We start from the raw sequence: 22,869 nt of genomic DNA, 5'->3' as shown, positions 1-22,869 counted from the left end.
TTTAAGACAAGAAAAATGTTTCCCAAAAACTACGAAGGAGGTCGAAATTCCACTACAGACTAAAGTCTGTTAAGAGTTTCCTTTCGACAAGAATGAAAAAATTACTAAATGCAACCGTCTCACTATTCATAGTAGGTTTAATTATTTTCTTTTTTGTAAGGTATATTACTAAAAATATTGCAGACTTCAAAAAAATACTTCTTGTCAGCCCTTTTTATATTATGCTTCTTACTCTAACATTTCTGGTTACAATTTGGTTAAGTGCAAGAATGATGGACTTAATGTTACGAGGTTTTGGATTAAAACTTAAAAAATGGGAAAATATTGGCTTAGTAAATATAACTAACTTTTATAATACTATAACCCCATTTAGGGGTGGGGCAGCAATAAGGGCCATTTATCTTAAGAAAAAATATAATTTTAATTTTACTGGTTTTTTATCTGTTTTTCCTGCAGTGTATATTGTATTGATTGTAAGTGGAAGTATTTTAGGAATTTTAGGGTTGGTTTTAGCAAAATTATTTTATAATCAGTTTAATTTGCTTATTTTTTTATTTTTGCTTAGTATAACTCTTTTAACTTTAATAATTGCATTTTTTATTCCGAAATTATCCGAAACAAAATATTCCCTATTAAATAAAATTATATATATTATTAATGGGTGGCAGATTATTAAAAAAAATAAAAGTTTAATGTTTAAGACTACTTTAATTGCATTGATGCAATTTATTTTCATAGCCATAAGCTATAATTTAGCTTATAGTTCAATAGGCTATAAGCTTCCGTTTATTTATGCAATAATTATCACCTCTATCAATTCCCTAGCTTTACTAATAGCAATAACTCCCGGAAATTTAGGTATATCTGAAATTATTAATGTATTTGTTGCAAATTTAATAAAAATTCCTGTGATAGAATCAGTATTAGCAATGTTAATCTGGAGAATAACTAATGTATTATTGATATTACTATTAGGTATGCCTTCAACATACTTATTATTAAAATTCAAAAAACTCAGTTAGAAAGTTTTTTAAAGCCGTTTAAGTTAGACTTTTTTGTTCTTAAATGAATCAAAAATTAATAAACCAAAAAAGAGTATTGTTAATTGTTCCACTTGGATTAGGTAGATATGAAAAACCAACCATACCTCATGCAGGGATTGCTTATTTAGCTGCATTTCTTAGACAAAATAAACATCTTGTTCAGATTATGGATATGCGTTTGTATCCAAATTATAAAGATTTAAGATTAAAAATTGAAAAATTTAAACCTCATTTTATAGGTATGAATTTAATAAGTTTAGGATATATAAATAGTTATAAACTTATTAATAAAATAAAAAAAGAATTTAATATTCCATTTATTGTTGGTGGACCACACTCTTCTATAATTGAAGAAAAAATTTTGAGGGAATGTAATGCAGACTATGTTGTTGTTGGTGAAGGAGAATTTACACTATTAGAATTAGTAGAAGGTAAACCTTTAAAAGACATTCTTGGTTTATGTTGGAAAAATTCTGAAGGCAAAATAATAAAAAATCCTCCAAGACCTTTTTATCATGAACTGGATAAACTTCCTTTCCCAGCATATGAACTATTTGAAATGAATAAGTTCTTAGTTAGAAGAATACCTTTAGTTTCTTCTAGGGGTTGCCCACATCAATGTACTTATTGTTCTGTAAAGTTTGTTGTTGGTCGTGCTTTTAGGTTTAGAAGTGCTAAAAATGTTGTTGATGAAATTGAATATTGGTACAAAAAAGGTTTTAGACTATTTGAATTCTCTGATGATAATTTTACTTGTTTAAAAAATAGAGTGCATGAAATTTGTGATGATATTATTAAAAGAGGTCTGAAAATAAATTTTGCATTAGGTAGTGGAATAAGAGCTGATAAAGTGGATGATGAACAAATTAAAAAATTAAAACAAGCAGGTTGTACAAATATTGCATTTGGTATTGAAAGCTTTGATCCTTATGTTCTGAAGTCTATTAAAAAAGCTGAACCTCCAGAAGTAATAATTAATGCAATTAAAATTGTGCATAAATACAAGATAAGAACTCAGGGTAATTTAATTATTGGTTTACCTGAATCTACTTTTGAATCCTTCTTAAATGATTTAAGGATTACTAGAGAATTAAAAATAAATAATGTTAGATTCTATAATTTGGTACCTTATCCAGAAACAGAACTTTACACTTGGATAAAAGAAAATGGAACTTTCTTGCTTAATCCTGAAGATTATCTAAACTTTTCAGATTATTGGGAGAATAGGGCTGTGTTTGAAACACTTGAATTTACTGCAAAAGAAAGAAGAAACGCTTTTGAGATGGGTATGTTAAATTATATGGATTTATTTTTAAAAGAGAAGTTTGGAAGATTAATAGGATCTATATTATATAATTTATACAAAAATAGATTTATAAGAGAAAACTTTTTTAGTTTTGGTAAGAAGGTTTATATGTCTTTTAAATGGGTTCAGACGCAGATATTTCATAAGGATGAAGCATAAAATATTTAAATGAATCTTAAATAAAATAAATATGTTATTTAACTCAATACATTTTTTGATATTTTTTCCAATTGTAGTATTTTTATATTTTAAATTAAGTCATAAATATAGATGGATATTACTTTTAATAATCAGTTATTATTTTTATATGAGTTGGAAACCTGAGTATGCTATTCTTCTCTTAATAAGCACAGTCATAGATTATGCTGCTGGAATTCAAATAACTAAATCTACAACACAGATAAGAAAAAAAATATTTTTATGGATAAGTATAATAAGTAATTTTGGAATGTTATTTGCTTTTAAGTATTTTACATTCTTTAATGAATCCTTAAGAGAAGTGCTTAAATTAATAAGTATAGATTTTTCACCTCTAACTCTGAAAGTTTTACTTCCAGTTGGAATTTCATTTTATACTTTTCAAACTTTAAGTTATACAATTGAGGTTTATAGGGGTAAGATAAATGCTGAAAGACATTTTGGTATTTATGCAGTTTATGTAACTTTCTTCCCACAATTAGTTGCTGGACCAATAGAAAGAGCTGCAAATCTTTTACCTCAATTTTTTAAAGAAAATAAGTTTGAATATCAAAGAGCTGTAGATGGTTTGAAATTGATGTTATGGGGATTTTTCAAAAAAATAGTTATTGCAGACAGATTGGCAATTTTTGTAAATATGGTTTATAATCAACCTTTTGAGTATACAGGTGTACAACTTATACTTGCGACAGTATTTTTTGGTTTTCAGATATATTGTGACTTTTCAGGATATTCAGATATAGCAATTGGTTCTGCACAAGTTATGGGTTATAGTTTAATGGATAATTTTAAGAGACCTTATTTTTCTAAATCAATTGCAGAATTCTGGAGAAGATGGCATATTTCACTTTCAACATGGTTTAAAGATTACTTGTATATACCTTTAGGAGGCAATAAACTCTCTGTTAAAAGGACATATATTAACACATTTGTAGTATTTTTAATAAGTGGGCTGTGGCACGGTGCAAATTGGACTTTTGTAATCTGGGGTGCATTACATGGTTTTTATATGGTTTTTGCTATGTGGACTAAAAAAATAAGAAAAAAATTTGTGGAGATTATTGGCTTAATTAAATTTCCAAAATTCTATAAACTTGTGCAAGTAGCAATAACTTTTTTCTTAGTTACATTTGCATGGATATTTTTTAGAGCAAATAAAATGAGTGATGCGATTTATGTAATTACACATGCTTTTATTAATTTAAAGACAAGTTTTATAGAACTATTTTTAACTAGTAGTAAATTAAGTAGAATAAATGTAATTATTTGTATACTTATGATTTTATTTATGGAATGCGTGCATTTGATGCAGAGACATACTGAAATGAGAAAGTTTTTATCAAGTAAAGCCACATATCTCAGATGGACAATATATATTTTATTAATAATTGCAATTTTAATATTTGGAATGTTTAATAAAACCGAGTTTATTTATTTCCAATTTTAGAGGAATTTAAATGATGGAAGAAAACGAAAAAAGGGATTGGATAAAGTTCATAAAGCGAATAATATTATTTTCAATAATTGCAGTAATCTGCTTTTTAATAGTTAATTCTATTTATACTAATAATATTCTTATTAAAAAGGGAGCATTTAGAGCAGAAAATGTTTTTATAGAAAATAAAGATAATATTTCTATTTTGTTTATTGGGGATTCTCATCCTGCAAATGCAATTAATAGTGATTTTATACCTAATTCATTTAATTATGCTGTGGGTGGTGAGAAATATAGTCAGAACTTCTTTAAATTAAGAAATGCACTTAAACAAACGGATAATATTAAAGTAATTGTTATGACTGTTGATTTAAACAGCTTAACTGATCAAGAAGAGAGTAATAGTTTTGATTGTTGTATCTGGTACTGGAAAAAATTCATGACTTTTAAAGAAATTGAAAGTCTTGCTAAAATTTCTAAATTTGATACCTATATTGTGGGTTATCTGCCTTTAATATCTTCAGGAGATTATATTGGAAGTTATTTATTAGATAGTTTAAATAAAAAAATAAAAACAGAATATAATTCTACAAAACAAGAAATTAATTTTACTTCGTCTGCAGAATATGAAGTTAGAGTCCAATTTTCAAACTATACTTCTGAGTTAAATACCATACAATATAAATATTTCTTAAAAAGTTTTAATCTTGCTAAAGAAAAGAATAAAACTATAATATTAATAAATTATCCTGTAACTAAAGAATATATAGCTGAAGCTGAAAACGGGGGTGTTAATTTTAGCCAATATAATAATCTAATTAAAGAATTAATAGAAAATAATGAAGAAGTTTATTTACTTGAGTATTCTAATTTTACTGAAGAAATTAAATTATACAAAGATGCAGATCATTTAAACAATGAGGGTGCGGAAATATTTTCTAAACAACTGTATGAAGATTTAATAGATAATAAGATTGTTAATGAGAAATAAAATATTCTATTGTTTTCTTAAGTCCCTCTTCAAAGTCTGTAAGTTTATTTTTTGTAAGTTCTTGCATTAGTTTAGTATTTGGCTGTCTTCTAGTCATGTCTCCTTCTTTAAGTGCTGGAAGGTAAGTTATTTGAGATTTTGAATTAGTTAATAAAATAATTTTTTCTGCAAGTTCCTTGACAGTTATCTCTTTTTCTGAACCAATATTTATTGTTTGATTGTTAAATAAACTATTTTCTATTGCTTGAACTGTTACATTTATATTATCTTGAATATAAATAAAAGTTCTTGTTTGAGTCCCATCACCATAAAGAGTTATAGGTTCATTTTTTAATGCCGATTTAATAAACTTAGAAATTACAAAATTTTCAGATTGTCTTGGTCCAAATGTATTAAAAAATCTAAAAATTGTATAATTCAGATTATGTTCTTTTTGATAAGTTTTTAGAAAAACTTCTCCTAAATTTTTAACAACTGCATAAGGTAATCTTGAATTCAAAGGAGTAGTGGATTCATTTTGAGGGAGAGTTACAGGCTCACCATAAACTTCACTTGATGAACTAAATAAAACTTTTTCTAAACTTGTTGATTTCGATAATAAAAGAATATTCTTTATTCCATCTATATCATTTAAAACTTCCGAAGGTTTTTCAAGGGTTCTTTTGACACCCACAGTTGCAGAATAATGATAAACAAAATTAGGTTTAAAAGTATAAAAAATTGGAGAAATTTCATTGAAATTATTTACATCTGCTTTTATAAATTTAAAATTATCAAAATTATAAGCATATTCTAAATTTTTAAGAAATCCTGTTTGGAGATTATCTACACCAATTAAATTATAACCTTTTGCAACCAAGGCGTCAGATAGATGAGAGCCTATAAATCCTGCTGCACCTGTAACTAAAACTGTCTTTTTGTCTGGATCCATGTTAAGAAAGCCTTCGGAGGGATTTGAACCCCCAACCTACTGCTACCTTGCTTTTAGAAAGCTGATTTGATGATCAAACTTTCCTAAAGTTTGTTACAAGGCAATTGCTCTACCGTTGAGCTACGAAGGCTTGATGAGTTAAAATTAGATGTTTTATTTATATAATTATTGTTTTAGTTTTAAGTAGAATTAAAATTTATTTGTCTAGTAATATAACTTGTCTTATTTGAGCCAAACTAAGAGGCATTACTTTTTTTGCACCATCTTTTACTAACATAGGCAACCTATTGTTTATTACTTCAGAAAAGAATTCTGTAGCATTTACAGTCAAAGCTTTTTGAGTTATTTGTTCTCTAGTTATCTTAATTATTTTAGACTTAATATTACGTTTAGTGTGTGCTTTTGTGATCATTACAGGCTTTACTCTAAGTCTTTTGCCATCACTAGTTTTACAAACAAAAGAATCATCTATTTTATCTTTGCCTTTTCTAATCATTCTTTTTAAGGCTGTAGGAACAAATTTGAAAGAAACTATAGATGTAAGGGCTTTATTTTGGTTTATTTCTATGATTTTAAAAGAGGCCTTAAAATTCTGTTTTTTAGGGTCTTCAAGAAGGTAAGACAGGTTAATTTCAATTTCTCTACCTATTAATTCTTCTGCTTTAAAGGCAGGAATTTCAGCTATAAATGCTGATCTAAACTCAGTAGGAGCATATACTTCAAACCATTTCTTTTTTTGCTTTGTTAATGCTTGTTTTGTTTCTTCTGCCATTTTTAGTATTTTTTAGGTTTTATTGTAATTTATATTTAACCTTTTTAAATTTTAAAAGAGAGCTTAATAAAACTTTCTGTTTATTAAGGTTTTTTTATTACAATCTAGAGAGTTTATAATTCCATAGCATATTGCTCAAAAACCTCTTTTGCAGCAGCTATGAGTTTAGGTTCGTATTCTAGCTTAATCACACCACCACAGGCTAAAGAATGGCCACCCATTTCTCCAGAGCCTACTCTCTCTATCATTTGTTGTAAAGGTTTTCTTAGATCTACTCCTTCAGGTGGTGAAACCATCCTCATTGAAACTTTGATTTCATTATTAAAAGTGTAAGCTATAGCCATAATATAAGTTGCAGGCTTGTAAAGATTTGATTTGCAAATCATCATTGCTAGAGTTGCAACAATTGTTTCTTTAATATTATCTCCGCCATTAATAATAACATAATTTTTTCCTTCAACGATGCTATTTGTTTTTCTATTGTTATAAAACCAATTTAGAGAATCTAAAAGTTCTTTTTTATAATCATTCAAAGTGTTTATAGCTATTGCTTTAATTTTTGAATCATTTAATAGAGTACCAATACCTAAACTTGATTTTTTTAATCTTCCAGTTGCATTTAATAAAGTTGAAAATTCTCTTAAATCTCTTATTGGAGAATCTTCAGGCTCTGAATTTAAATAATATAAATTTCCTAGCACATCTTCAGGATTATCTTCTGTAGACATTCTTTTCATAATTATTGCGGTAACTAATTTTTGCAATTCTTCTTGTGTTAATTCTGGAAGTTTTTTTTGTGGAGAAATATTTAAGGATTTTAAAAACTCTATTGAAGCATTTTCAAATCCAGTTACTCCAGGAATATAGGGTTCTGTAGAAAGTTGAATTGCTTTTGCAAGTGATCTTGTTTGCGCACCAAAAATTTTAAGTCCTGTTTTAACAATAATCTTTTGAGCAAGTATTGCGTCTTTTAAAATTAAATCATTTAAACCTCTAAAACCATTATTTTCTTGAAAGTCTCCAATTGCACCTATAATAGCTATATGGGCCAAATCTATATTTTGCTCATCTAAAGCTTTTGCAAATAAATATGAGACACCTGCACCAGAAATATTAAAACCGCCATCAATTTCAAATAAGTGCGGGTTTACATGCGTAAAACTACATGGTGCTTCTCTTGGTTTGTGATGGTCTAAAATAAAAACATCTTTTCCGTGCAAACCTGAAAGAAAATTTAATTGACTTGAACCTAAATCTGAAAAGATTATGCAAGAGCAACTTTCTTTTTGAATACCTTCAATGATTTTTTCATCAAGTTGAGTGAGTATGGATAAAGAAAAATTAATATTTAATCTTTGCATTGTAGCAATTAGAATTGCAGCACTACACAAACCATCAGTATCTAAATGAGAGATAATTCTTACAAATTTTGGTGAAATTGATTTGAACTTTTCTGCAGAATTTTTTATAGATTCTAGGAAGTTGTGCATTATAAATAATTAAATCTAATAAGATTTATTCTATAAGCAACTTAGCGTTTTCTTTCTCATACTTCCACGCTTGTGGGAGAATGCCTTTTTTCTTATAATACTTCACTAATTTGTTTATTTTTGATTCTGTGATTGTCATTCCTCTTTTTGCAGGTTGATCTTTTCTGTTCTGCTCAAGGTGTTTCATAATTTTAATATCTTTTTTTATTAATGCGATTAAATCTTCAGGTATTTTTGAACCTAGTTTATTTTCTTTTAATATTTCAGTTATTTTTTTGTTAACTATGGGTTTTACAGTTGGGATACCATAGGTATCTCTTAGAATTATTCCAATTTCTGAACTTGATTTTCCTGATTTAGCAAGCTTTTGAACTAGAGTTTCAACTTCTTTTGGATCGTATCTTTCCCAAGTAGGTATTTTAAGAACACTTGGTTTAGTTGAACCGGCTCTTCCTTTTTTTCTTGAATACATTCTTGCCATTTTATTATTTAATGAGTCTCAAATAGGCCTATAATGGAGAAATAAGTTGTCTCCGGTATGAATAAGCCTAAACTGATTCATCCTTAATTGTTGGATAGGTCAAAGGTTTATAAAGATTTTGGATTTTGATAATAAGGTTTAAAAAGCTATGAAAAAAGTTTGAAATATGTACAAAAAAATAGCTTTATTTGGTGGAAGTGGGAAACTAGGCAGAGAATTAAATAAAAGTTATGAATTTCTAGCACCTTCTGAAAAAGAAGTAGATGTTACAAATTATGATAAAATTTATAATTATTTAGAAAAAACTGAACCTGAAATTTTAATTCATGCAGCTGCATTAGTTGGTGCTAAAGAATGTGAAGAAAACAAAGAAAAAGCCTATAATGTTAATGTAAATGGAACTTATAATGTTGCTAGGGCATGTGCTGAATTAAAGATTAAATTGGTGTATATTAGTACAGATACAATTTTTGATGGTAAAAAAGGAGATTATAAAGAAGAGGATATGCCTAATCCAATAAACTTTTACTCATTAACTAAATTAATTGGAGAAAGCTATGTTAAGATGGTTGAAAACTCTTTGATAATAAGGACTTCATTTTTTGATAAGAATAATTTTCCTTACAAAAAAGTTTTTATAGACCAATATACTTGCAGAATGCCTTTAGATGAATTAGTTAAAGACATTATGCTTACAATTAAAATAAATTTAAAGGGAGTAGTTCATATTGCGGGAAAAAGAGATACTTTATATAATATTATTAAAAAGTATAATCCTAAAATAGAAAAAACAACAAGAAAAGAATCTGGTCTTAATCTACCAGAGGATTTGTCATTAAATACAGATAAATGGAATAAAATTAAAGGTGAATTTAAATGAGTTTACAACAATTCGATATACAAAAGAAAATATTGTGGCATACAGATAGATTAAACTCTTGGTTAAAAGATGAAACTGTTTATCCAATTACTATTGAAATTGATCCAAGTAATGCTTGTAATGAAAGTTGCATTTGGTGCTGTTGGGAAGATCATAGAAAAGGTGCAGATGTAATGGACAAAGAGTTACTTGAAAAAATAATTAAAAATCTGGCAAAAGTAGGGATTAAAGGTCTTATATGGACAGGTGGTGGAGAACCACTTGTAAATAAATATACTGTTGAATATATGAAACTTGCACGGGATCTTGGTATGGAAAATGGTATGTTTACTAATGGAATTTTAATGACTCCTGAAAAAATACCCACTATTGTTGAATGTTGCACTTGGATAAGAATAAGTCTTGGTACTGCAACTTCAGATACTTTTAAAAAATGTCATGGAACTGCTGATTTTGAAAAAATAATTGAAAATATAAAAGAGTTTGTAAGAGTAAGAAAAAACATGAATAAAACTATCTCTATAGGCTTAAGCATGATGGTTCATCCAGACAATTATCATGAACTTTACGAGGAAGCTAAACTTGCAAAAAAATTAGGTGTGGATTATTTTCAAGGTAAGCCCTTAAATCAAATTGGTTCTGAAAATTCAGAATGGTGGAATAATGAGGTTGTTCCATTATTTAAAAAAGCGAAAAAAAGTTTGGAAGATGAAAACTTTAAAATTTTAACTTCTCAATATACGCAAGATAAATATGGAGAAAAAGGTACAGAATTTATAGAGGCTATAACACCCTCTTTAAGTGCTTGTGAAGAAGATAAAAAATGTTATGTACATAATTTTGTTACCGCAATTACTGCTGATGGTAATGTTGCATTTTGTAAAAATCTTAGAGATAAAGAAGAATTTATAATTGGAAATTTAAAAACTCAAAATTTTGAAGAATTATGGAATGGTGAAAAGAGAAAAAAAATAATTGAAAAAATAAATGCCAACAAATGTGGCGTTTTTTGCCAAAATGGAAAACTAAATGAATTGCTCAGGTATATGAAAAAACCTGATGGTTCAAAACATCCTAATTTCTTATGATTGTCTATTTAATATAATAGACAACCACTACATTGGCAGTTACAGCAACTTCTCCTGGAAGAACTGAAGATGCCTGACCTGATGCTTTTGCTAAATCTGCAGATTCTAATGCATACATTCTTGGACTGTAGTAATAGTTGGATTCTGAAACTGATTTTATTTTTCCAAGTTTAGAATTTAATCCTTGTGCCATTGATTCTGCTTTTGTTTGAGCATTTTTTATTGCTTCTTTGATTGCATCTTGTTTGTATTTTACTTCTGTTTCTGGTTTAAATCCAAATGAAATATAATTTATTTGATTTGCACCATTACTAACTGAATTATCTATAATAGTTCCTGCTTGTGTTAAATCATAAGATTTTATTTTTATTATTTGATTGGATCTCCAACCCAAAGATTTTTGACCATTTGACCAATCTTTTTCTTCATATAAACTTAGAGATTCTGTTTTTATGTTTGATTCTGGGATATTTAATGATTTTAATCCTTGGATAATTTTATTTGTAACTTCTGAAGCCGAAGATTGTGCTTCTTGTGCTGTTGGCTTTAGAATTGCATAACCTACTGAAAGTTCAACCATATCAGGTGTGTAAGTTAATTCTGATGCACCTGAAGATTCTATTACTCCTTTTTCTTCACCGCAACCTGTTAAAACTAAAGACAGTGATGCTAATATTATAATGCTTAAAATAAATGTTTTTTTCATTTTTTGCCTCCGTAGATAATGTTTAAGATAAAGCTAAATATAAAAATGTTTCTAGTCAAGGTTACTCTCTACTTGCTTTATAAGATACAAATATAAAAAATAATATGATTAGAATTAATACTATAAACCTTGCTTTAAAAAAAGAGATATAATCCATTTCCCAAAGCAAAGTGATTTTGTTTTGTATAATTATTACAAATAAAGTAACTATTGCAAAAAAGAAAACTGCTAAAGTTGTCTGAATAGAAAGTTTTAGATATCTTTTAAAATTTTCTTGATAGGTATAATTAAACCTTTCAAGATAGGGGCTTTTAAAATTGTAAAGATTTTGTTTTTTATCTCTTATTTTTGGAAATAAGTTTTCTATTAATTTAGTTATTTTCTTTCCGAGATTAAATCCTGAATTTAAGGCGATTTCCTGATGTTTATTTAACATTTTTTTTAAAAATAAAGAGTCAATCTTAATAAGGTTAACTAAAAGAAAAAAAGAAAAAAAAGAAGTTTACTCTGCTAAAATCTCTTTAACACTTGGGGCTTTTTCAGCGCCTTCATCTGCTTTAAACATATCTTTTATATCAAAGTTAAATATTCCAGCTACAATATTTGAAGGAACTTTTCTTACTTTGATATTATAAGCTTTAACAGCTGCGTTGTAAAGATCTCTCTCAGTCTTAATTCTATTTTCTGTACCTTCTAAAGAGACTTCTAGAGTTCTAAATCCTTCTGTTGATTTTATTTGAGGATAATTTTCATAAACTAAACTAATAGCAGTGTTAATTTTTTGTCCCATTAAATCAATTTCTGCAGGTGTTGTTGCTGAGCCAATTCCTGATCTTAATGAGGCAATTTTTGTTTGCATCTCACTTTCGAATTCAGCTGAACCTTTGACAGAAGCTATTATATTTGGAATTAAATCTAATCTTCTTTGATAAGCAGATTGAACATTTCCCCATGCACCATTTACACCTTCATCTAATTTTACTAACCCATTATATGAACTTGCAACCCATAAAACTAAAATTATTCCTACAATAATTAGAATTATTGAATTTCTACTCATTTTCTTTTTTTCTGAACTTTTTTTCATCTTTCTTCCTCCTTAAAGATTCATTTCTGCGAGTTTTTCTAATTCTCCTGCATCAACCCACATACCTTTACAATTAGGGCATACATCTATTATTACATCCTTCTTAATTAACTTTTTCATATGAATATTACATCTTGGACATAATAATAATTGTTCTTTACACTTGATTTTTTTAACCTTTTTTGATTTTACCATCTTCCTGAAGCACCTCCACCGCCAAAGCTCCCTCCACCAAATCCTCCAAAACCATCAGAACCTATTCCACCAGGAGAACCACCCATACTTCTGCCAATACCCCACCCACCAAAGAAAATTGTTGCATTCTTTGCAGCTTTGAAATATTTTTTATCTTTCATTTTTTTATTATATTGTTTGAAAATCCAAATCTTATAGAACATTGAAAGTATAAAGATTATGAAAAAGATTATGATAAAAATTAAAGGTTTAAAATTCACCTTTTGTTCTGCTTTATTTATTGGTGGAATTTCTCCAAAAAGAATTTTTTGAATTTCTAAAGTTGAATCTAATATTCCTTTGTTATAGTCTTGATTTTTAAAATTAGTTTCAATATAATCTCTACCAATATAAGAAGATTCTAAATCTGTTAAATATTGTTCTAAACCTCTTCCAACTTCAAATCGATATTGTCTATCTTCAACTGCAACTAAAAGTAATAAACCATTATTTTTGGTTTTATCACCAAGATTATTTTGTGCAAGGTTTAAAGCATAAGATTCTATATCTTTCCCTTCTAAAGAATTTATAGTTACAATCGAATATTCTGCAGTTCCTGAATTATAAATTTCATTTAAAATTTGATTTAATTGCGATTCTGTAGATTCATCAATTATATTCGCATAATCATTTACAAAGGTTTTTGCTTGAATCTTTTCCTCTGCTAGAACTATTGAAAATGAGACTGAGAAGATTAAAGCAAATAGTAAGTAGTACTTATATTTCATAAGTTAAAATTTATTTAAGGATTTATAAAGATTATTAAAAAAGAGTCCAAATTAAAAGAAAAATACAATCTTAACCTAATAAAAGATTAAGATTTAAATTTGCTTTTGATCCAACCAAGTTTTATCAATAAAAAATATATCCCTAAAAAGATTAAAACTAAAATAGATATATTTAATAGCCAACTTAGTAAAATTCCTCCAGTTCCATAACTTCCACCAAACATAGGACAATTTAGATATGGCATTTTTTACCCCCTGATTTTAAATTCTTTTTCGTTTCATAAATAAAGTATTAACAACTACACTCACTGAACTCAAAGCCATTGCTGCACCTGCAATAATTGGACTTAAAAGCCAGCCAGTAAAGGGATAGAGTACTCCCGCTGCAATAGGTATACCTAAAGAGTTATAGAATAATGCCCAAAACATATTTTGTTTAATTTTGTGCATAGTCATTCTACTTAATTTTATGGCTCTAACTACATCAGTCGTTTTGTTATTCATTAAAACTATGTTTCCAGTTTCCATTGCAACATCTGTACCAGAACCAATAGCTATTCCTATATCTGCTTGAGCTAATGCAGGAGCATCGTTTATTCCATCTCCTACCATTGCTACTTTTCCATATTTTTGAAGTTCACGCACCTTACTTGCTTTGTCTTGAGGTAGGACTTCTGCAATTACACGATTAACTCCCAACTGTTTGGCAATAGCATTTGCAGTTCTTTTATTATCTCCAGTAATCATATAAACAAAAATATTGCTTTGTTGAAGAGCTCTTACTGCAAGCACAGAATCTTCCCTTGGTGTATCTGCAATTGCAATACAACCATAAACTTGTTTATTATAATAGACTACTACAACAGTTTTTCCTTGCTCTTCAAGTGAAATAATTTTATTTTGAATTAAACTTAAATCTCCAATTGTTTTTATGTACTCGGGTTTGCCAACAATTAACATTTTATTTTTATAAATTCCTTCAACTCCATGACCAGGAATTGCTTTGAAATTTTTAGCACTATCAAAGTTTATCTTTTTTTCATTTGTATAATTTAAAATTGCTTGTCCTAATGGATGCTCACTATATTGTTCTATTCCTGCAGCAAGTTCTAAAATTAAAGTTGAATTTATATTTCCACTTGCACTTATTATATCTGTAACCACAGGTTTACCTATTGTTAATGTACCCGTTTTATCAAAAACAATTGCATAAAGTTTGTGCGCAGTTTCTAAGGCATCTCCGCCTTTAATTAAAATTCCTTTTTCTGCACCCTTACCTGTACCCACCATAATAGCTGTAGGAGTAGCAAGACCAAGAGCACAAGGACAGGCTATAACTAAAACGGAAACCGCTATTATTAATGAAAATGAAAATTCTGCACCCACTATAAAATACCACACTGAAAACGCAGTTAAAGCAATTATTATGATTATAGGAACAAAATAAGCTGAAACTTTATCTGCAAATCTTTGAATGGGTGCTTTTTTACCTTGAGCATCTTCTATTAATTTTATAATTTGCGAAAGAGTTGTATCTGCTCCAACTTTAGTTGCTTTAAATTTAAATGTTCCATATTTATTTATTGTTGCACCAATAACTAAATCACCTATTTTTTTATCTATAGGTATACTTTCACCAGTAATCATACTCTCATCAATTGTAGAAGAACCTTCAATTATATTTCCATCGACTGGAACTTTTTCACCTGGTCGAACGATTATTATGTCTCCTACTATAACATCATCAACTTTAATTTTTATTTCTTTTCCATCTCTAATTACAGTTGCAATCTTGGGTGAAAGATTCAGAAGTTTTTTTATAGCTTCACTGGTTTTTCCTTTTGCAATTGCTTCTAAATATCTTCCAAGTATAACAAAAGTAATTAAAATTGCTGCAGCTTCAAAATATTGGTCTGCCATTGACTCAAAGAAAATCACATAAACACTGTAAAAATAAGCTGCGCTTGTTCCTAACGCAATAAGCGTATCCATATTAGCAGTTTTGTTTCTTAATGCACCAAACGCACTTTTATATATCCCCCAACCAACTATAAACTGAATAGGTGTCGCTAAGAGAAATAAAATAAAATTTCTATAAGGAATATCTACTCCAAACCACATTAAAACCATTCCAATTATAAAAGCAGGAAATGAAAAAATAAGACTTAATGCAAGAAGATTTTTTAATTTTTTAATTTCTTTTTTTCTTTTAAATTCTTCTTTATCTGCATTAAGCTCTGTTGCAATTTCTGCCTTATAACCTAAGCTAGCTATTACCTTTATAATAGAATTTTCATCAATTTTACTTTCATTAAATTCTATTGCTGCTTTTTCAGTAGCGAAGTTGACATTTACATTTTTAATACCCTCCATCTTTTCTAATTTTTGGGTAATTAATGTAACACAACTTTGGCAATGCATACCTCTAATTGAAATGTTTATTTTTTTCATGTTTATCCTCCACAACCACAACCACGTGCCTTAGGGATATTAACCTTTGCTAATTCTTGATTAAGTTCTACGCTCTTAGTTATGTCAATATTATCTTTGACAATAAATGTTCCTTGTATCATACCCATCCAACAACTCCAAGGTATACTTCCTGATTCTGTAGGTGTAAACTCTATTATTTGTTCACCTTTTTTAATATTAAATTTTAATCCTAATTTTGGAACTTGTATAGCATTATTACAGCTAGTAAGTTCTTTTCCAGTTATTATCCATTTTACAGGAACACCTTTTTTTAGAATAAATTTATTGGGTGACCATCCAGAGGAAATAACATCCATCCTTATTTCTTGATAGCCATTTTTCTGGATTGCAATATTATTTGATGATGCAGAAGTAGTAGTTTTAGGAGATATACTAGTTACTAAAGTTCTTGCATCATAACCTTGACCAGTTAGCGCTAATCCAGTATTTAGCATAATCAAACCTAAAATAATCACTAATGCACCAGAAATTTTTAGAATTTTTTGGGTAGCTTTACTAGAAATAAAACTAGTAAAAAAACCAAATCCAATCATTACAGGTAGTGTTCCTAAAGCAAATACAAATAATAACTTTGCACCTTCTAACCAACTGCCTGTTCCTGCAGCCATAATATATATTGCTTGTAATGGTCCGCAGGCTATCATCAAACCATTTAACAAACCAATAATTAATGGGCTCTTGTTATGCTCTTTAGATTGCACACCAACAAATTTGCTAACAAATGAAGGCATCTTAAATCTTATCACTCTCAAACTAGAAAACAAACCCAACATATTAATACCAAAAATAATTAAAAATAAACCAGCTATTATTCCTGCAACTCCTCTCATTAGAGGAGTAAAAGTAATTATTGAACCCAAAAAACCAAATGAAGCACCTATTAAAGTATAGGATACTGTTTTTCCTAAACCATATAACAAATGAGATTTGTAAGAAGTTCTTCCTTCTTGAGCATCTTTTGTAGTATAACTAACTACAAATCCTCCGCACATAGCAATACAATGAAATCCTGTAAGAATTCCTACAAGGAATAATAATCCATAACTCATATTTTGGCTTATTTGAGGAAGTGAAATTTTATCAGTTAATCCTAAAATAAAATAACCTGCAACTAAAATCCCAATAATCGCAATTATACCTCTTAAGTATGTGCTTAATCCTTTTCTATCACTTGATTCTTCATCTAAAATTGAGCCTTCATAACCTGCTTGAGATATGAGTTTTAGAATTTTGTCTTCGCTTAATTTATCTGAATTGTATAATATTTCTCCTGTTTCAGTTACATAATCAATTTTAACTGATTTAATATTTTTATTTTTATGGAGAATATTTTCTATAATTTTCTCACAACTTTTACAATGCATGCCCTTGATTTTAAATTTTCTTTTTGTCATTATTTCACCTTTTAATTTAAAGTTTTTGCACTATAAATTTTAAAAATATTTAGAGAGAGTATTTCTTGTCTAGATGTTTTTTGTGAGTCATATTTAATTTCAAATATATTTGGAAGATCAAAATCTATATTTGCTATACCTGGGAGAGATTTTATATTTTGAGATATTAATAATGCGTGACCTGGGCAGGGTATCTTTACACTTATTCTTAAAGTTTGTAAATCTTTGTTATTATCTAAATCGGCATTTGTTTTATCTGAGAATAAAAATGAAATAAATATTATAGCAACAATTATACTTAACATAGAGAAAAATATAATTTTAGTCTTATTAGCCTTATCTACTTTAGTTTCTTTCTCTATAAGTGTTTTTCTTTTATTTTTCATTTCAAACTCCTTAATTTTGATTGAAAAATAATTTGAAGAAACAGCTTATAAGCTATTGTATGAAACTAGTTTCAGTGCTTTAAAAGAACCATATTTGTCATTCCTCTTCTTTTTCTTTCTATTAAGCCATGCCCTTCCAATCTATCTAAAATCCTAGATATCTTAACTTTAGGCATATTAGTTTTTTCTACAATTTCAGATTGAAAGATTGATCCATTTGATTCTGTTATTAACTTAATAATTTGAGATTCTTCTAAAGAAAGGGGTTTATGAGATTTTAATTTTTCAGTATTAAAAAGTCTATTAAGCACAGAATTATCTTTAAGGAAGACTAAGAATAAACCTATTAATATTATTGCAATAATCAAGCCGAGACTTAAATTAGTATAAAAATCAAGAGTTCCCCACATAGGACAGGTATCTCCATGAGAACATGAAGTATTGACTATCTGCGTTAGGGCGCGGTTAAACATAATAACTAAACTCAACATAAGTATAGCCATTCCCAAAATTACAATTCCAATACCTTTTGTTTTCATAGATTAATAAAGTAAGCAAGGTTTAATAAATCTATTTATAAAGAAACCTAAATTTAAGAGAAGGGCCTATAATCTCTAATAAAGAGGCTATTGATTTATATGTATAATCTTTGCAGGAGGGAATCCATTGAAGTATGTACTTGAAGCATTAGTATATGCCCCCATACTTTCTGCGTAAACTAAATCTCCTAAATCTAAATCTGGTAACAATGTGGCTTGGCTTTGAACATCAAAACCATCACAAGTTTGGCCAAATATTGTAGATATTTCTTGTGGTCCTTTTTTAAATGATTTTAAAGTATAATTAATATGATCAAATAACTGACCGGAGAATGTGTGATAGACACCATCATTAATATAATAACTTGTTTTACCTCTTCTTGTGGCTTTGCCTATAATCTTTGCAACCAAAGTCGCAGAATTTGCAACCATAAATCTACCAGGCTCTGCAATTATTTCGAATTCTTTTTCTGAAAAAAGTCTGTCAAAACTATTATTTAAAAGTTCAGTAATCTTTTTGAAACGTTTTTCTTTACCATTATATCTTACTGGAAATCCTCCACCTATATCTAAAATTCTTTTTCTATCTCCATGTCCTAAGTGACCTATTTTATAACTTCTTGAGTCTGCTTCTTCAAAAATATTATAAGCATTTTCTAAAGAAGTTGTATAATTTACAGAATTAAGACATTGACTTCCTACATGAAAACTTAGTCCTTCTACTGTTAAACCCGAATCTATTGCCTTTGCAATTAAATTAACTGCTTCTGATTTTTCTGCACCAAATTTATTAGATAGTTCTACAACTGAACCAGTATTTGGAGACCAAATTCTTAAAATTAATCCTGCATTAGGCGCGTATTTTTTAATTTTTTTTAATTCTATCTCATTATCATAGACTATCAGAGGTTTGTATCTATTTAATTTGTTTAAGGTTCCTTCATTTTTTATAGGGTGAGCATAAATAATCTTTTCCCAGATAAAATTTTGTCTTTCTTCTAAAGGGAGATTTTTAATTAATCTATTTATTAATAAGAATTCTTGATAAGATGCAACATCAAAACTTCCACCCAGATCATAAATTGTTTTAACTATTTCTGGCAAAGAGTTTGCTTTAACTGCATAGTAAGGTTGCACTCTTGGAAGATGAGATGTAAATCTTTTAAAATTGTATCTTATTTTATCATGATCTATAATAAGAATAGAAGTTCCATCTATATGATGTATTCCATTTTTTTTGGCAATTTTTTCTATTTTCTTAATCTCTTTTTGTTCCATTTTAAATAATTAAAAAATTACATTGGCAGTCTAAAATTTCTAAATTGCCATGGATCTGTTGTATCAGGTAGGTTTGCTGAATTTTCTTTAAAGTAAACAGGTCTATTTTGTAAAGGTGTCCAGTCATAAGGTTCTGAAATAAATTTACCCAGATAAGGCATGGTAATATCTAGAACATAATCGTGAGGTAAATCATCTGGAAGACATAAACCTTTATTAGGATTTTTAATTGCCCAATCTGCTGCAGAGATTACACCTAGAGCAACTTGAATAGTTGTTGCATTTTGTCCTGGAAGTAATTTTCTTGCTTCTTTAATATCTAATATACTTCCTGTCCACCATGAATTATATTTGTGTCCCATTATTAAAGCACCAAGTATATCTTCACCTTGGATAATTTCATCGCTCATTATTCTTAATTTTTCTTGAAGATTATAATTTCTAGCTCTTAATTCGTGCAATGAACTTATGGTTTCATCACAAGGCATATATGCATAATGTACGGTTGGTCTGTAGATAGCATTTTTATCTTTGTCTCTAACAGTTAATCTATCTGAGATTCCAAAGGCTTCACCATGTCTAATAACCATACCTATAATTTCATAATTTGGAACATAAGATCTTACTAAAGTGTTTATTCCCATTTGTGCAAGCATAATCTGATTTCTTGGACCCACTTGAGGCACAATTGCATTTTTAGGTAATTCTTTTTCATGTGTTCCCCAACCCATTTCTGCGGGTGCAGTTCCCTCTTCTCTTAATCCTTCAATACTCCAAGTTCCAACAAATTCATTAACTTGTTTGGGTTTGTTTGTTATTTGTGTGTCTCTTTCACTGCAATGAATAACTTTTACACCTAAAGTTCTTGCTAGGTTTGCAAAGTCTAATCTATCAGCATAATTTATAACTTCATTAATCATTCTTGTTCTGGTTTTACCAGCTTGATTGACAACTTTTTTAGCAATATCCAATAATCCTTGCTTAGTAAAATGAGAAATTAAACCAGGATTTGCACCGTGATCAACAATTGCAGTTGCAGAATTATTTGGCCAGGATTTAGTCATATCTCTTAATAACATTTGTCTAAAATATAATGATTTTTCATAAGGTGTTTTTGTGAATATTTCTCCAACTGAATCCCATTGTTCAACTGAGGTGTTAATATATTTGACATTATGATTGTGGCTCCATCTAATAATATCACAGGCACCGATATTCCAACCTAAATCAATTAATAATCCGCCCTTATCTAAATGTTGAGATAGAATTGAATCTAGGTTATCTTGAGTTATTCTTTGTTGGTAAAAATTTACTCCTTTTTCTGTTAAAGGTTTTATAGCCTTTTTTTTGTTTTCAAAATCTATAACAGTTACTTTTTTGGGATCCACATCAAAATGATCAAAAAGAATAGGCATTGTACATTGTGAGACTGAACCATAACCAATTACTAGAATTTTGTTATTAAATTTTGTTTTCACTTTCTAAACCCCCTCGTTTTTTTTTGTTAAATTTTGCCAACTTTTTACTTAGATTATTAACTAGTTTATAAAATTTTGGTTTGTAATCCTTTTAAAGTAGCAAAGAAAAAGAAGTATAGCCCCGAGCAAATATCCCATCTCATTGTGACACTACATTGATGAGTTATTTAAGTTTATCTTTTTTTGGGAAATTATGCTGCTTAACAAGCAAAAGAGAGTTATATTTAAGGGATTATGAACTTTTTTATTCGTACAATTCTTTAGGAACTCTAAAATTTTTATCCGAAAAGACTATTTCCTCTGCTTGAAATATTGCTTTTTTGCAAAGCTCAGTCATATAAAGATATTTACTCTCAACTTCTTTACTGGTTATAGACGAACTATACCTTGCTAATTCTCTTTCATCTACATCAGATTTTTCTTCTTTAGAACTATAGACAGTTATCCTATCAATAAACTCATCTTCATAGTCTATTAATTTGTTATCTTTAGCATATCTTAAGAAAAAAGCAGTACATTTTTGATTTCTACTTTCAATTCCAAATTTAGACAAAATAGCTAAAGCACAATAATAAAGAGTATAAAACCATTCTTCAGGAATTTTATAATCGAACCCTTTTTCTTTATAAACGCTACAAAGTTGTAAGTTTACTTTCGCTTTCGCAATATATCCTTCTGCAGATGGATTATCTGGCCTGCTAATAAGAAGACCCTTATGTTTCTTGCCTTTTTTCTCGTCTTTTAAAGCGAGTACGAAACAATCTCTAATTTCTTTTTTCATTTTTTAGATAAATCATTTATAAATTTAATAAACTTTTCTTGCCCAAATAAGACTATTCCTTTTTTAACTGCATCTACAAAAACTTTATTTGGTTTTTTAAGCTCAGCCTTAAATTCTGCAGATGTAAGATTTATAAGATGAATTTTTTTAATTTGAGTTTTTTGTATTTTTTTTATTATTTCTTCTATCAATAAAAAATTTTTTTTGCTAATTATTCCTAAAAGGTCTATATCATTCGCTTCTTTTGGTGAATGTATTATACTGCCATAAATTAAAAGAAAGTCTAATTTAGATTCTAATTCTTTAAAATTACTTAACCATCTTGGATTTTTTATTGATTCTTCTGTTAAAGCAAGAGCCAAAGTTTTAACTAAAAGTGGATTTTTCCAGTTTAACAGAATATTGTATGTGCTAGTTTTTCCTTCACCAACTGAGGAAAGAAAGATTAGTTGTTCAGTTTCTAATTTTTTGAGAACTTTCCATGTTCCTACTCTGCTCATATCTATTTCTTTTGATAAAACTGTTATTGTGGGTTTTATAGTGAAATCTTTTAATAATAATTTCAATATTCTAATGTTGGGTTTTACTGTTTCCATTTTGTTAATAGTTATTAACTAATTGTTAATAAGGATATATAAATCTTTCTATTATCTTAAGGCTTTTTGCTTAGGGTAGTTAAATTAAAGAGTTTATTTGAGAGCTATAGATTAAGGCAGTATTTTATATATTTCTTGTTTTGTTGTTGTTTGTATTTTTCAAACAATTGTTTGTATACTTCCAACAGTTAGATGGTTCCATCCTATTATAAAGATTTTTTACTCTCAATAACCCTTTCTAATTGAAGAGCCTTTACTATATCCATTATCTCTCTCAGATGCTTATCTTGAGATTTTAATTGTTCTTGCAGTAAATCAATCTCATTGCATTTAGTTTGTAGTTGTTTTTCAAGTAAGGGTTTGCTTGTATCGATGTAAAGATCCTCTTCTTGAATTGTGTCTTTCATCCCTAAAAGTTCTGTATAATAGAAAATCATATCACTTTTTTTCCAACCAAATCGGTACTTTAAAGCAGACTCAGATTTGTATCTTAATAGCCAATAGCACGCTGAACTATGTCTAAAATCGTATACGGAAATGCCGTTAGTAATTGT

Annotated in this window: 25 protein-coding genes and 1 tRNA gene; 6 read left to right on the top strand and 20 right to left on the bottom strand. The window is 28.4% G+C overall.

The window, feature by feature from the left end; genetic code table 11:
- Positions 1-92: 92 nt before the first annotated feature.
- From J4403_04595 to J4403_04580, 4 genes are read left to right on the top strand one after another with little or no spacing between them, the layout of a single operon-like run.
- Positions 93-1,022 (top strand): flippase-like domain-containing protein, encoded by a 930-nt coding sequence (locus J4403_04595; GenBank protein ID MBS3167452.1) that lies wholly within the window; start codon positions 93-95, stop codon positions 1,020-1,022.
- Positions 1,023-1,065: 43 nt separating this feature from the next.
- On the top strand, positions 1,066-2,508 hold the full coding sequence (locus J4403_04590) for a radical SAM protein (GenBank protein MBS3167451.1): 1,443 nt from the start codon (positions 1,066-1,068) through the stop codon (positions 2,506-2,508).
- A gap of 31 nt (positions 2,509-2,539) precedes the next feature.
- Positions 2,540-3,994, top strand: coding sequence for an MBOAT family protein (locus J4403_04585; GenBank protein MBS3167450.1), 1,455 nt, complete (start codon positions 2,540-2,542; stop codon positions 3,992-3,994).
- Between the two features lie 10 nt (positions 3,995-4,004).
- Complete coding sequence (locus J4403_04580; GenBank protein MBS3167449.1) at positions 4,005-4,973, top strand: hypothetical protein; 969 nt, start codon at positions 4,005-4,007, stop codon at positions 4,971-4,973.
- On the opposite strand, the gene J4403_04575 is transcribed toward J4403_04580, so the two are convergent.
- The 5 genes from J4403_04575 to J4403_04555 all read right to left on the bottom strand — a co-directional run bounded on the left by J4403_04575 (position 4,960) and on the right by J4403_04555 (position 8,647).
- Complete coding sequence (locus tag J4403_04575; protein MBS3167448.1) at positions 4,960-5,904, bottom strand: NAD-dependent epimerase/dehydratase family protein; 945 nt, start codon at positions 5,902-5,904, stop codon at positions 4,960-4,962. The two genes, J4403_04580 and J4403_04575, sit on opposite strands and share 14 nt — an antisense overlap.
- 8 nt (positions 5,905-5,912) lie before the next feature.
- A tRNA-Thr gene (locus tag J4403_04570) sits at positions 5,913-6,034 on the bottom strand.
- Between the two features lie 66 nt (positions 6,035-6,100).
- Complete coding sequence (locus tag J4403_04565; GenBank protein MBS3167447.1) at positions 6,101-6,676, bottom strand: hypothetical protein; 576 nt, start codon at positions 6,674-6,676, stop codon at positions 6,101-6,103.
- Positions 6,677-6,789: 113 nt separating this feature from the next.
- Positions 6,790-8,166 (bottom strand): DHH family phosphoesterase, encoded by a 1,377-nt coding sequence (locus tag J4403_04560; protein ID MBS3167446.1) that lies wholly within the window; start codon positions 8,164-8,166, stop codon positions 6,790-6,792.
- 25 nt (positions 8,167-8,191) lie between these two features.
- Entirely contained in the window at positions 8,192-8,647 is a 456-nt protein-coding gene (locus tag J4403_04555; GenBank protein MBS3167445.1) for a 30S ribosomal protein S15, read from the bottom strand.
- A gap of 166 nt (positions 8,648-8,813) precedes the next feature.
- On the opposite strand from J4403_04555, the gene J4403_04550 reads away from it, so the two are divergent.
- Both J4403_04550 and J4403_04545 read left to right on the top strand, forming a co-directional pair.
- Positions 8,814-9,527 carry an NAD(P)-dependent oxidoreductase gene (locus J4403_04550; GenBank protein MBS3167444.1) on the top strand — a complete coding sequence of 238 codons (714 nt, stop codon included), beginning with the start codon at positions 8,814-8,816 and terminating at the stop codon, positions 9,525-9,527.
- A complete protein-coding gene (locus J4403_04545) occupies positions 9,524-10,615 on the top strand; it encodes a radical SAM protein (protein MBS3167443.1) in 1,092 nt (363 codons plus the stop codon). The genes J4403_04550 and J4403_04545 overlap by 4 nt, the downstream gene beginning before the upstream one ends.
- A 4-nt stretch (positions 10,616-10,619) precedes the next feature.
- Here J4403_04545 and J4403_04540 read toward each other — a convergent pair whose 3' ends face one another.
- From J4403_04540 to J4403_04470, 15 genes are all read right to left on the bottom strand, one after another.
- On the bottom strand, positions 10,620-11,321 hold the full coding sequence (locus tag J4403_04540; protein ID MBS3167442.1) for an SIMPL domain-containing protein: 702 nt from the start codon (positions 11,319-11,321) through the stop codon (positions 10,620-10,622).
- Positions 11,322-11,382: 61 nt separating this feature from the next.
- A complete protein-coding gene (locus J4403_04535; GenBank protein MBS3167441.1) occupies positions 11,383-11,757 on the bottom strand; it encodes a hypothetical protein in 375 nt (124 codons plus the stop codon).
- 66 nt (positions 11,758-11,823) lie between these two features.
- Entirely contained in the window at positions 11,824-12,408 is a 585-nt protein-coding gene (locus tag J4403_04530) for a LemA family protein (GenBank protein ID MBS3167440.1), read from the bottom strand.
- Between the two features lie 12 nt (positions 12,409-12,420).
- The gene (locus J4403_04525; GenBank protein ID MBS3167439.1) at positions 12,421-12,603 is read right to left on the bottom strand and encodes a zf-TFIIB domain-containing protein; all 183 of its coding nucleotides are present in this window, start codon (positions 12,601-12,603) and stop codon (positions 12,421-12,423) included.
- Entirely contained in the window at positions 12,597-13,370 is a 774-nt protein-coding gene (locus tag J4403_04520) for a TPM domain-containing protein (GenBank protein MBS3167438.1), read from the bottom strand. Before J4403_04520 ends, J4403_04525 begins: the two co-directional genes overlap by 7 nt.
- Positions 13,371-13,456: 86 nt before the next feature.
- The gene (locus tag J4403_04515) at positions 13,457-13,615 is read right to left on the bottom strand and encodes a hypothetical protein (GenBank protein MBS3167437.1); all 159 of its coding nucleotides are present in this window, start codon (positions 13,613-13,615) and stop codon (positions 13,457-13,459) included.
- Positions 13,616-13,631: 16 nt separating this feature from the next.
- Complete coding sequence (locus J4403_04510) at positions 13,632-15,821, bottom strand: copper-translocating P-type ATPase (protein ID MBS3167436.1); 2,190 nt, start codon at positions 15,819-15,821, stop codon at positions 13,632-13,634.
- Positions 15,822-15,823: 2 nt separating this feature from the next.
- Positions 15,824-17,257: a sulfite exporter TauE/SafE family protein gene (locus J4403_04505; protein MBS3167435.1), complete on the bottom strand. Its 1,434-nt coding sequence runs from the start codon at positions 17,255-17,257 to the stop codon at positions 15,824-15,826.
- 11 nt (positions 17,258-17,268) lie between these two features.
- The gene (locus J4403_04500; GenBank protein ID MBS3167434.1) at positions 17,269-17,643 is read right to left on the bottom strand and encodes a hypothetical protein; all 375 of its coding nucleotides are present in this window, start codon (positions 17,641-17,643) and stop codon (positions 17,269-17,271) included.
- Between the two features lie 71 nt (positions 17,644-17,714).
- Positions 17,715-18,182, bottom strand: coding sequence for a MarR family transcriptional regulator (locus J4403_04495; GenBank protein MBS3167433.1), 468 nt, complete (start codon positions 18,180-18,182; stop codon positions 17,715-17,717).
- Positions 18,183-18,269: 87 nt separating this feature from the next.
- Positions 18,270-19,460: a type III PLP-dependent enzyme gene (locus tag J4403_04490; protein ID MBS3167432.1), complete on the bottom strand. Its 1,191-nt coding sequence runs from the start codon at positions 19,458-19,460 to the stop codon at positions 18,270-18,272.
- A gap of 17 nt (positions 19,461-19,477) precedes the next feature.
- Positions 19,478-20,938 (bottom strand): homospermidine synthase, encoded by a 1,461-nt coding sequence (locus J4403_04485; protein ID MBS3167431.1) that lies wholly within the window; start codon positions 20,936-20,938, stop codon positions 19,478-19,480.
- A 244-nt stretch (positions 20,939-21,182) separates the two neighbouring features.
- Entirely contained in the window at positions 21,183-21,719 is a 537-nt protein-coding gene (locus tag J4403_04480; GenBank protein ID MBS3167430.1) for a hypothetical protein, read from the bottom strand.
- The gene (locus J4403_04475; GenBank protein MBS3167429.1) at positions 21,716-22,315 is read right to left on the bottom strand and encodes a hypothetical protein; all 600 of its coding nucleotides are present in this window, start codon (positions 22,313-22,315) and stop codon (positions 21,716-21,718) included. The genes J4403_04480 and J4403_04475 overlap by 4 nt, the downstream gene beginning before the upstream one ends.
- Before the next feature lie 206 nt (positions 22,316-22,521).
- On the bottom strand, positions 22,522-22,869 hold a 348-nt coding region (locus J4403_04470; protein ID MBS3167428.1), incomplete at its 5' end, for a hypothetical protein.

The sequence above is a fragment of the Candidatus Woesearchaeota archaeon genome, from assembly GCA_018302225.1.
Classification (GTDB): domain Archaea; phylum Nanobdellota; class Nanobdellia; order SCGC-AAA011-G17; family JAGVZY01; genus JAGVZY01.
Note: the sequence above shows the minus strand (reverse complement) of the source record. Positions and strands in the feature narration are given on the sequence as shown.

Coding starts and splice junctions, on each gene's coding strand:
- J4403_04575 (MBS3167448.1), bottom strand. CDS start 5,904: ATGGATCCAGACAAAAAGACAGTTTTAGTTACAGGTGCAGCAGGATTT.
- J4403_04525 (MBS3167439.1), bottom strand. CDS start 12,603: ATGGTAAAATCAAAAAAGGTTAAAAAAATCAAGTGTAAAGAACAATTA.
- J4403_04530 (MBS3167440.1), bottom strand. CDS start 12,408: ATGAAAAAAAGTTCAGAAAAAAAGAAAATGAGTAGAAATTCAATAATT.
- J4403_04545 (MBS3167443.1), top strand. CDS start 9,524: ATGAGTTTACAACAATTCGATATACAAAAGAAAATATTGTGGCATACA.
- J4403_04550 (MBS3167444.1), top strand. CDS start 8,814: ATGTACAAAAAAATAGCTTTATTTGGTGGAAGTGGGAAACTAGGCAGA.
- J4403_04510 (MBS3167436.1), bottom strand. CDS start 15,821: ATGAAAAAAATAAACATTTCAATTAGAGGTATGCATTGCCAAAGTTGT.
- J4403_04500 (MBS3167434.1), bottom strand. CDS start 17,643: ATGAAAAATAAAAGAAAAACACTTATAGAGAAAGAAACTAAAGTAGAT.
- J4403_04495 (MBS3167433.1), bottom strand. CDS start 18,182: ATGAAAACAAAAGGTATTGGAATTGTAATTTTGGGAATGGCTATACTT.
- J4403_04490 (MBS3167432.1), bottom strand. CDS start 19,460: ATGGAACAAAAAGAGATTAAGAAAATAGAAAAAATTGCCAAAAAAAAT.
- J4403_04585 (MBS3167450.1), top strand. CDS start 2,540: ATGTTATTTAACTCAATACATTTTTTGATATTTTTTCCAATTGTAGTA.
- J4403_04475 (MBS3167429.1), bottom strand. CDS start 22,315: ATGGAAACAGTAAAACCCAACATTAGAATATTGAAATTATTATTAAAA.
- J4403_04505 (MBS3167435.1), bottom strand. CDS start 17,257: ATGACAAAAAGAAAATTTAAAATCAAGGGCATGCATTGTAAAAGTTGT.
- J4403_04580 (MBS3167449.1), top strand. CDS start 4,005: ATGATGGAAGAAAACGAAAAAAGGGATTGGATAAAGTTCATAAAGCGA.
- J4403_04555 (MBS3167445.1), bottom strand. CDS start 8,647: ATGGCAAGAATGTATTCAAGAAAAAAAGGAAGAGCCGGTTCAACTAAA.
- J4403_04560 (MBS3167446.1), bottom strand. CDS start 8,166: ATGCACAACTTCCTAGAATCTATAAAAAATTCTGCAGAAAAGTTCAAA.
- J4403_04480 (MBS3167430.1), bottom strand. CDS start 21,719: ATGAAAAAAGAAATTAGAGATTGTTTCGTACTCGCTTTAAAAGACGAG.
- J4403_04565 (MBS3167447.1), bottom strand. CDS start 6,676: ATGGCAGAAGAAACAAAACAAGCATTAACAAAGCAAAAAAAGAAATGG.
- J4403_04535 (MBS3167441.1), bottom strand. CDS start 11,757: ATGTTAAATAAACATCAGGAAATCGCCTTAAATTCAGGATTTAATCTC.
- J4403_04520 (MBS3167438.1), bottom strand. CDS start 13,370: ATGAAATATAAGTACTACTTACTATTTGCTTTAATCTTCTCAGTCTCA.
- J4403_04595 (MBS3167452.1), top strand. CDS start 93: ATGAAAAAATTACTAAATGCAACCGTCTCACTATTCATAGTAGGTTTA.
- J4403_04590 (MBS3167451.1), top strand. CDS start 1,066: ATGAATCAAAAATTAATAAACCAAAAAAGAGTATTGTTAATTGTTCCA.
- J4403_04515 (MBS3167437.1), bottom strand. CDS start 13,615: ATGCCATATCTAAATTGTCCTATGTTTGGTGGAAGTTATGGAACTGGA.
- J4403_04540 (MBS3167442.1), bottom strand. CDS start 11,321: ATGAAAAAAACATTTATTTTAAGCATTATAATATTAGCATCACTGTCT.